This window comes from Bacillus sp. LR_5 (genome assembly GCF_042709275.1).
In genome coordinates, this window is record NZ_JAVAXX010000266.1 from 1 (window position 1) to 8851 (window position 8851).

An 8851-nucleotide genomic window follows, 5' to 3' on the forward strand; every position below is an offset into this window, starting at 1 on the left:
TGCCGTCATCCTTGTTTCTGTGTAAATACCGGATGCAAGCACGCCTGCAACCACCCCGATAAATATGGCCAGCCCGCCCATGCGGGGCATGATTTTGTCATGTACTTTTCGATTGCTGGGCTGGTCAACTGCACCTATTTTAATCGCAATCCTTTTTACGATTGGGGTTATGATTAAAACTGTCAGCAGCGAGACAATAAACGCAACAACAATGCGAATCATGCGTTCGTCAAGCATAAAGAAGTCTCCTTTGAAATTAAATGAAGTCTTTATTTATATAGAGAACCGTTCCTTCCATTATACCTTCTCCTTAGTTATTATAACAAGCTTCATCAAAAAGAAACACGTATAATCAAAAAACGCGCATCCCAATTTATAGGACTACGCATGTTTTTGAATCCCTGTATACTTCATAATTTGTCTAAATAAGCAATTCCAATCTTGTGTGCGAGCGATGTTTCGGCGCATTTCTTTATAGGTCTCGTCTCCGTTTTGACCGAGAACTTTTTCACAAGCGGCTATAAAATCAATCGGATGATCGCCCTCTACATATTCGTATACATACGGCTTTTGCATTTTTGAGGTTGACGGGAGATTAGAGCCGACGACAGGTTTTCCTGCCGCTAAAAATTCAAATAGTTTCAGCGGAAACACAGCTTGATTATACGGTGATTGTTTATATGGCATGATGCCAATGTCGATAAGCTCCATATAATGAGGCACTTCTTTTGGATCTGCCGGACCGGTCCATATGACATTGGGAAGCCTCAGCAGCTCTTGAAACGAAACGTCACCATTGGTGGCATCCGGGCCAACCCATAAAAATGTCCAATCAGGCTTTTGCAGGGCGGCGGCTTTAATCATTTTAAAATCGAGCTTCGGTTTAATCCCGCCAATAAAACCTAACACTGTTCCTTCTCTCCCCTGCAGTATACTGCGATCGGGAGCTTGTTTAGTTGCAGAAAACAGCTCATACTCCACACCGTTTTCCACAGTATGAACCTTTTCTCGTCCTGCAGTCAGTTTTTTGTCTACTTCCTTGTGAAGATAATCTGATGAACAGGTTATTGAATCTGCTCGTTGTATAATTCTCAGCTCTGCCGATTTAATGACTTTTCGCCGGAATTCAGACAGCAGATTTGATCGGCCGCTGATCGGCGCCGCCCATAAGTCACTGCAGTCATAAATGACCTGATCCCAAGGATACAGCGAAGACAGCAGCGGGAATCCCGGAAACGTGTACCATAAACAGCAGCGTTCACCGTTTGCAGAAGCAGGTGTAAGCTCATCGAGTAATGGGGAGAGCTTATGTCTGTAAAAGACATCTGTATATCGTCCGAAACGAAACATTTTTTTCTGCAGCAGGTCTTTGACAGCGAATTGCCTGATGCCAGAATGGACTTCCTGAAACTCTTTCCCTTGGGCACGCGGAGCCGGACATACCCAAATAACTTCCTTCGTTTCCTCCTGAGCAGCTAAAAATTCTGCCAGCCGGTGCCTTCTGTATCTCAATTGGTCTTTTCCCCATTCAGCAGTGGCAACGATGACATGAATGATTGCTTCTTTTGTTTCCACCTTCATCACCTTTTCTCTCTGTTTGCGGCTATAATCTTTTTTTCACCGCGTTTTTTGCATATTGAACAAAACACCATGTTGCTTTCATAAAATGAAGCCGTTCGATCTCCCTGTAGACAAACCACGTTTTTTTCGCAGCCTTCCATTTGTTGCTGGAAATTGAGTTATTGACAAGCCGATATTCAGCCAGGCATTCCTTCATTCCATAGGCAGTAAATCCTTTTTTTAAAAGAGACAGCCATGTGGCTAAGTCCTGTCTCGTTCTGATATTCGGCATTTGGATCTGTCCCGTTTGCTCCCTGTCAATCATCACCGTCAAGCAGCCGATAATTGTATTTTTCAGGGCGTCATCGTACGTCAGGCTTTCCGGCGCATGAATAAATTTATCAAGTGGGGTCCCGTCCTGCGCCATTAAGCTGTAGCCCGTGAAAGAAAACGCACAGGAGCGCTCCATCATAAACTCAAGCTGCTTTTCCAGTTTGTCTTTTTTCCATTTGTCATCACTGTCCAAAAATGCTACGTAGCGCCCTTGAGCGCGTTCCAACGCTTTGTTGCGAGCAACCGCAGCTCCGGAGTTCTCTTCCAGATACACCACATGAATTCTTTCGTCTATTTTTTCATACTGCTGTAAAATGTCGCGGGTCCCATCCGTTGAGCAATCATCCACGATAATCATTTCCCAATGAGGATGGCTCTGATCTAATACCGAATGAACCGTGTCTTCAATATAGTCACGCGCATTATAGGAAGGTGTAATGACAGATACGAGAGGTTTCCAATTGGTCATGATCACATCTCCATCGTATGATTTTAAAAGGATTCCCTGAAAAATTCAGGAATGACAACGAACATAAAGGCAATCGTAAGGCCAATCATAACGCCGAGAACTGCTTTCTTTTTCGGAGACATTCCGCCGCCTGCTGTCTCACTTACGGTTTCGGAATCAGTAACACTTGCCGCTTTCAGGTTAAGCTGTGTGTTTTTGAGCTCATACAAAAATCTCTCTTTATCCACTTTGGAATCCTCGCTCACCGACTCGCCTTCAAGCGCGTCTATGCTGCTGCGGATGACGGCTTCTCTTTCTGCATACAGCTTTTGATCGTTTTTGAGGAAGGTGGAGGATATGGCGTTTAAGACAGATTCCGTTTTATCCTTATCCTCGTCACTATAGCTTAAAGTCAGTAACGATTTGGATTCCGTTTTGATTGTAAGCTTCTCTTTGATTTCTGCTACATCTTCATCCTTTTCATCAGGAAGCGCCTCCTTCAAAAAAGAGTCGCTCTTTAGCAGAAGCGGAATCTCTTCTGTGCTGTTATAAACCGGATGATCATAGCTCCCCACAGCCAAAGTATCTTCAGCTGTATAGCTCTTTTGATCAGCGATCTGTGACGGCAGGATATACCCCGCCGCACCTAATATAATTGGCACCGCTATGATCCAAATGATATTTTTTTTTATGCGACGGGCTATTCTTATCAATATATCGTTCATATAAGTCTCCCTGCTTTTTGTAGTCTGTTTATCTGTACATCGGCTCAGGCATTTGTCTGGATCGCCTTAACACATTCACGGCGGCGATGACGAGCGCCATAAACACCCAATGGAAAAATAAATTTGAAACAGAGCTTGGGCTGATACTTGATACCAGGAAACTGACCATAGCGGTAATAAGTCCTTCTGTGATCAGTTTTGACTGATTTTCTAATTTTCTTTCATAAAACTTGTAAAGCACCCATATGAGGTAGGCATAAATGGACAGATATCCCAGCATGATGAACAAGCCAAAATTAGCCAGAATTTCAACAAGCCAGTTATGCACCTCTGCCACATTGTCAGTATCATATACAGCATAATGCTCAAGATAATAGGATACATTTCCTGCTCCGACTCCAAATCCGTATGAATCAAGGAAAAAATGCCAAGCGTTTTTCAGCAGATTTGCCCGAGCCACATTTGATGGAAGCCTGTCATGAAATGAATGTAGCGTCTGCGGGGCCAGAAACAGCTCCCAAAACTTTGAATAGATTTTGCTGGCGAAAAGAACTGCGAAAAGAGCAATTCCCGCCGCCGACAGCCATATAGCCATTTTCTTTAAAACAGGCGGCAATACAATGAAGATGTAGACAGCAATACCTGCAAAAATGCCCAGAAGGCTGGCTCTTGATCCAGTGGCAAAAATTAAATACAACGCACAGAGCGAGAGCACAAGGCCAATTGCCTTGATGTATCCATTCTTAATGTTTTTCATCATCGTGATGTAAAAAAAGAAGCTGATGGATAAAAAGGTCGCAAAGTCATTTTGATTAAAAAAGACCGATGTCGGATAATGCTGCTTATACTCCGGTCCGCTGTACAATGTGGAACTCGCAAGATGATGGTGGGTGATATGATTGTAAAAACCAATGATCATCAGAAATACCGTCATCACCAGCCAAATGGCATAAACAATCATCAGCCGCTCCATTTTTTGCACGTACATGACAATAAGATAAATGAAGAAAATTCCCATTGCCAATAAGGCTAAATACTTGAGGCCAACTGTTACCGACTTGGCCCATAGCAGAGAAACAAGGCCATATATAAACCAAAAGGCGAAAAAGAGCAATATCCCTTTTACTTGCACCCCATGCCATCTTTCAATATGGGTTCGATTCCGAACCATGCCGAAAATATGAAGGCAACCCGCCGCAATGAGCAGAAGCCGGTAAAGGAACAAACTGAAAAATCCAAGATGAATGGCGAAAAATGCATTATTTAAAAAAGTGCAGGCGATCAAAATATAGATTACAGCCATAAAGAGCCGTTCTTTTGTTGTAAATGCGGTTGCAAGCGTCAGTAAAAACATGCCAATTGCCAACACCGCAAGCACAACAGCCATCTGCATGAAACCTATATCTTTATGGATGGCTCCCAGCAATAGGACGACTCCAAATATAGCAGCGGCCAGTAACGCTAGCGTATGGACCGCTGATCGTTTGATACTCACATGTTTAACCCCTTTCCTGATGTTTCAGGAGCCGGCGGCCGAGCCTAGCAGCCGGCAGCTTCAACCAAGTAACACTTTTTCTTTTTATAAATTGACGCTTCCCAAGTCTTTAGCCAATTCTTCAAGCGGCAAGCCCGGAAAATACTTGTCAGAGGGTTTCGTTCCCCGAACAGCGGGACGGCCGATAGAGTGATAAATGTATCCGGCTGCCTGCATCTCTTCAAGTGAAAATAAATTTCTGCCGTCGATGATGACTGGCTGTTTTAAGAGACTTTTCACTTTTACAAGCTCCATTTCTTTCACTTCCGGCCAATCCGTTAAAATCAGGCATGCATCAGTGTCTTCAATCGCAGCATACACATCTGTGTAATACTCGACCTGTTCGCCAAGGATCGCTGAAGCTTCAGGAATAGCAATCGGATCGTATGCTTTTACATGGGCGCCCAGCTGCTGCAGCATTGGGATAATATCAAGCGCTGGAGCGGATCTCACATCGTTCGTATTCGGTTTGAAGGCTAATCCCAGGACTGAAATGGTTCTCCCTTTGACGCTTCCCATAACAGTCAAAAGTTTATCTACAATATGAACACGCTGCTTTTCGTTCGTTTCAATGACAGCTTCGATGAGCTTGAATGGATAGCCTGCCGATTTTGCGATTTGAAGCAACGCGGTTGTATCCTTTGGAAAACATGAACCGCCGAATCCAATACCCGCTTTAAGGAACTTTCTGCCGATACGGCTGTCAAGACCAACACCATCAGCAACTTTTGAAACGTCTGCGCCGACTCGCTCACAAATGTTTGCGATATCGTTGATAAAGGAAATCTTTGTCGCCAGAAATGCATTCGCGGCGTATTTAATCATTTCTGCACTTTCTAGGTTTGTTTTAATGACAGGAGCATGGAATGGCTGATGAAGTTCCTCAATGATGGCAGCGGCTTTATGACTTGTTGAACCAATCACGGCACGCTCCATATTCATCGTGTCATGAATCGCTGACCCTTCCCGAAGGAATTCAGGGTTAGATACAACATCAAATGAGTATCTCCCCTTTGAGGCTTTTTGAACGATAGATTGCACCAGTTTCCCTGTTCCAACCGGGACTGTGCTTTTATTTACGATCACTTTGTAGCCGTTAAGATGCTCACCGATTGTTTTCGCCGCCGCTTTGACGTACGTTAAATCAGCTTCACCTGTTTTGGACATAGGCGTTCCGACTGCAATATAAATAATATCTGAGGCCCGAATGGCGGACGGGATATCGTTCGTAAAGGTCAGGCGCTGATCCAGCACATTTTTTTCAACTAAGTCTGCAAGCCCTGGTTCATAGATTGGGATTACCCCATTTTTCAGACTTCTGATTTTTGATTCATCGATATCACAGCAAACAACTTTATTGCCGATCTCCGCAAAGCAAGTGCCTGATACGAGTCCTACATAACCTGTTCCAATGACAGCTATTTTTTTCACAGCGCTCATCCCTCTCCTGTAAAATGATCTTCCTATTTATATTGGTCGCAGTTTCTTACGATTAAACGGACGTTTTCGTGACCGTCTGATACTGATGATGCAAGGCCTTGGCGTTTTTTCCTGCGTCAAATTGAGCCTGCACGGTTTCATACAAGTCATCTGCTACTTCCGGCTTCCATATTTGCTCATGTTCGTACCGAGTGATCGCTTCTGCCAAGGCTTGAGCGGATTTCGGTTTAATCAGCAGATGTTGGTGCTTTCCGAATAAAGACGACACTCCGCCAACATCCGTACAAATAACAGGAACCCTTAGTGCCAGGGCCTCAATCACAACAGTCGGCATCCCCTCACTGTAAGAAGGAAGTACGAATAGATCTGCCGCAAGTAAATAGTCTCTTACCTGATGATTCGGGACTTGGCCTGTGACAATATGCCCCTTCTGCGTCAGCATCGATTTTGCGGGACCATCCCCGACAAAGACTGCCTTAGGAGAGTCCTGCAGCGATTCGATCGCTTCAGACAGTTCAAAAATGCCTTTCTCTCTGACCAGCCGGCCGACATAGACAGCCAGACGCTGATCGAGCGGGAGTCCGAGTCTTTTTCTGATTTCCTCTTTCGTCTCCTCATTCTCCTGAAAACGGCTGAGCTGTATGCCGATTGGCAAAACCGAGCTGTCAAAGCCCGAAAGCTTTTTGGCTTCTTCCTGAAGCTTGTGGCTGACTGCTAAAACAACTGATGCAGAACCTACGGCACGCTTGAAGGCTTTAAACGCACCTTTGCTGTAATGCGGATAGACATTCACATCACTGCCATGCAAGGTCAGAACATAAGGAATTTGCGCTGACTCTGACACGACTGCCGCAGCCCCGCCCGATGGCATGGCAAAATGCGCATGGATCAGATCCGGATATAGGTCGCGCTGTTTCATGGTTTTTAAAACGGCTGATGCGATTCTCCGATGAGGCTGCGCCCACTTCAGCTGGCCGGGAACTGCCCGATAGAAAGGCCGGTAAACCGGTATACCCTTTCTAATCTCATACTCCGGTCTGGCATCCTTTTTTCGATATGTCTTTTTCAGCATGCGGACAGGCGCTGAATGAAAAGGCCGTGGGCATATCACAGTGATATCAAGCCCGAGTTTTTGCAGCTCTTGCACCTGTGTCTCATGAAACACACCCTCACCGGGTTTCATACTGCTCGGATATACGCTTGTGATCCACAAAATCTTCATGACAAACGTCCTTTTCTTAGTAGTTTGCTTTTCGTTTGAGGGTATGCTTTTACCAAAAGAAAGAGATAGCACAGCGCCCCAGCCGCAACTGAAATGGCCAGCCGCATTTCTGCCTGCATACTGAAGTGTTCGGTACTGAGGCTTACACCAAACGCGATGATGCCCATCGCCGCAGTAATCAGAAATGGCTTCATAATCGACTGGAAATAAGCTGAAAGGTTAAGCTTGATGACATATGCCAAAAGCCAGCGCCCGATCAGGAAATTAACAACGCTGATAATGGCATACACCCATGCGACTGTCAGCAGGCTTCCCGTCTGTACAGCTGCAAACAGTGATAATCCGTACAGCAGCAGCACGCCGGAATCCCAATAAAACGCTAAGTCAGCTCTTCCTTTAGCCAGCAACACAGATCCATTTGGATTCATAAGCACTCTTAGTATTCCGACAATCGCCAGAACATTTAGGATCGGAACAGCAGCAAGCCACTTTTCACCGAAAACCGCTGTGATAAAGGCGTCTGACACAGACACGAGCCCGATTAACAGCGGAAACGAAACAAGCGCCAGCATTTTTGTCATATTCAGAAAGCCTTCTCTGATCACGCTGTTTTCATATTTGTTTTTTGCGAAAACAGGGAATGCCACCCGTGTGACAATCGGATTGATCTTCAAAACCGGAATGGTGACAATCTGATAAGCGAGGTTATAAATCCCCAATGCTTCAGCACCAATAAACCGGCCGATCAAAATCATGTCGATATTTGCTCCCAGCCTGTTCACAAGACGGGATGAAAGCTGAAAGGCTCCAAAAGAAAAGAAATCCTTCATGCCTCTCAAATCAAAAACAAAAGCAGGATGCCACTTTTTTCGGTATACAGCCCAATATAAAATCCCTTTACTGGACTGCAGCAGGACTTGAGAAATCACATACGCCAAAATCGCATCCATCATAAAAACTGCTATCGCTAAATATCCGAATGACAATACATTTGAAAAAATCTCTATTTTGCTTAACGTATTAAAATGCAGCTGTTTTTGCAGCATATACTGATATTGCTGTCCAATTGGCGCGATCAAAAACATAATCGCCAGAATCCGAACCAGAAACACCAGCTCTTCTCTTTGATAAAATCCCGCAATGACAGGACTGCTCACATATAAAAGAACAAACAGCAAAACGCCCGTCATAATGTTAAGCCAATACAATGTTGACAGCTGGCGCTCCGTCGCGTCGTCTCTCTGAATTAATGCTGCGCCAAAACCCATATCGAGCACAATCTGGGCGAAAACTGTAACCGTTGTAATCATGCCGACAAGCCCAAATTCTGTTAAGGTCATCATATTTCCAAGCAGGGCAAACTGAACAATTTGTATGATTGTAATACACATGGTTGAAATACTTGTCCACTTTGCACCGCTCATGATTTGTTTTGTAATACTTGGCATCATATTCCCTACTTCTTTTTAAGCTCAGATTGATGGTGAATAATGGCATTCCGTTTTATCTTGCACCATCACCCGTCCAAACTACTTTACAAGTTTTTAACATAATTTTTAATTCTAAAGTGAAAGTCAGATTGCGAATGT

General features: G+C 44.4%; 7 protein-coding genes and 2 pseudogenes. All 9 read right to left on the reverse strand.

What is annotated here, in order from left to right; genetic code table 11:
- Positions 1-237: pseudogene (locus RAC86_RS30975) on the reverse strand (undecaprenyl-phosphate alpha-N-acetylglucosaminyl 1-phosphate transferase); the annotation flags it as partial.
- 144 nt (positions 238-381) lie between these two features.
- Positions 382-1575, reverse strand: coding sequence for a teichuronic acid biosynthesis protein TuaH (gene tuaH, locus RAC86_RS30980; RefSeq protein WP_377886382.1), 1194 nt, complete (start codon positions 1573-1575; stop codon positions 382-384).
- Between the two features lie 28 nt (positions 1576-1603).
- Positions 1604-2362, reverse strand: a complete 759-nt coding sequence (gene tuaG, locus RAC86_RS30985) for a teichuronic acid biosynthesis protein TuaG (RefSeq protein ID WP_021480719.1) — start codon at positions 2360-2362, stop codon at positions 1604-1606.
- A gap of 23 nt (positions 2363-2385) precedes the next feature.
- Positions 2386-3066: a teichuronic acid biosynthesis protein TuaF gene (gene tuaF / locus RAC86_RS30990; RefSeq protein WP_129092738.1), complete on the reverse strand. Its 681-nt coding sequence runs from the start codon at positions 3064-3066 to the stop codon at positions 2386-2388.
- Between the two features lie 28 nt (positions 3067-3094).
- Entirely contained in the window at positions 3095-4561 is a 1467-nt protein-coding gene (gene tuaE / locus RAC86_RS30995) for a teichuronic acid biosynthesis protein TuaE (RefSeq protein WP_377886380.1), read from the reverse strand.
- 84 nt (positions 4562-4645) lie between these two features.
- Entirely contained in the window at positions 4646-6031 is a 1386-nt protein-coding gene (tuaD, locus tag RAC86_RS31000) for a UDP-glucose 6-dehydrogenase TuaD (RefSeq protein ID WP_377886381.1), read from the reverse strand.
- 61 nt (positions 6032-6092) lie between these two features.
- A complete protein-coding gene (tuaC, locus tag RAC86_RS31005) occupies positions 6093-7262 on the reverse strand; it encodes a teichuronic acid biosynthesis protein TuaC (RefSeq protein ID WP_033884183.1) in 1170 nt (389 codons plus the stop codon).
- On the reverse strand, positions 7259-8710 hold the full coding sequence (gene tuaB / locus RAC86_RS31010; RefSeq protein WP_029725996.1) for a teichuronic acid biosynthesis protein TuaB: 1452 nt from the start codon (positions 8708-8710) through the stop codon (positions 7259-7261). Before tuaB ends, tuaC begins: the two co-directional genes overlap by 4 nt.
- A gap of 55 nt (positions 8711-8765) precedes the next feature.
- Positions 8766-8851: pseudogene (locus tag RAC86_RS39460) on the reverse strand (sugar transferase); the annotation flags it as partial.

Bases quoted from the DNA above. Each gene is read 5' to 3' on its own strand.
- tuaG (WP_021480719.1), bottom strand. From the start codon at position 2,362: ATGACCAATTGGAAACCTCTCGTATCTGTCATTACACCTTCCTATAAT.
- tuaF (WP_129092738.1), bottom strand. From the start codon at position 3,066: ATGAACGATATATTGATAAGAATAGCCCGTCGCATAAAAAAAAATATC.
- tuaC (WP_033884183.1), bottom strand. From the start codon at position 7,262: ATGAAGATTTTGTGGATCACAAGCGTATATCCGAGCAGTATGAAACCC.
- tuaB (WP_029725996.1), bottom strand. From the start codon at position 8,710: ATGCCAAGTATTACAAAACAAATCATGAGCGGTGCAAAGTGGACAAGT.